We start from the raw sequence: 578 nt of genomic DNA, 5'->3' as shown, positions 1-578 counted from the left end.
ACGTACGAGCGTCGTCCCGGCCGTCGCTCCGGCGGCCCGTGCAACAGTATTCGGCGCGAGCAATTCGGCCGCACCGAGCGCGAGACTAAACCAGCCGAGTCCGCGCGCGACCGACGCGGTGTCAGGACGCCCTCTATCGTCGTTGGTTGAAGTACTTGGAAAGTGACGGTCATTCATGATTCACCTCGTTTTGAATGCGTTGCTTGCGTCCGCGCGTTGACTAAGGTCGTGCCAACGCGCGCGGGCGCTTAACGGTGCACGAGTTGCTGTTCGCGTGCGGGAACGAATGCGCGGATCAACGCATAAAGGGCGGCGAGCCCGACCAGAACATAAACGATCCGCGACCCGGCGGACCCGGCGCCGAAGATCGCTGCCACTAGATCGAACCGGAGGAGCCCGACGAGTCCCCAGTTCAATCCACCTATGATGACGAGTGCGCCTGCGACCCAGTCGACCGGGCTGCGGCGTACACCTACGGTGCCTTTCGATGTGATGGTTGGCATTGCTATGCTCCTTGCGATATTTGCTTGATCGTGGCCGGGCGGTACTCGCTCTGACGAAGCGCGGCGTGACCCGGC

1 protein-coding gene is annotated in these 578 nt (G+C 62.6%); it reads right to left on the bottom strand.

Translation table 11 applies throughout. From position 1 onward, the window contains the following. Window positions 1-248: 248 nt before the first annotated feature. On the bottom strand, window positions 249-503 hold the full coding sequence (locus QCE48_RS31690; protein ID WP_116562479.1) for a DUF378 domain-containing protein: 255 nt from the start codon (window positions 501-503) through the stop codon (window positions 249-251). Between the last annotated feature and the right edge of the window lie 75 nt (window positions 504-578).

The organism is Caballeronia sp. LZ024 (assembly GCF_031451455.1).
Lineage (GTDB): Bacteria > Pseudomonadota > Gammaproteobacteria > Burkholderiales > Burkholderiaceae > Caballeronia > Caballeronia telluris.
This window is presented reverse-complemented; position numbering and strand designations above follow the sequence as displayed.

Bases quoted from the DNA above. Each gene is read 5' to 3' on its own strand.
- QCE48_RS31690 (WP_116562479.1), bottom strand. From the start codon at position 503: ATGCCAACCATCACATCGAAAGGCACCGTAGGTGTACGCCGCAGCCCG.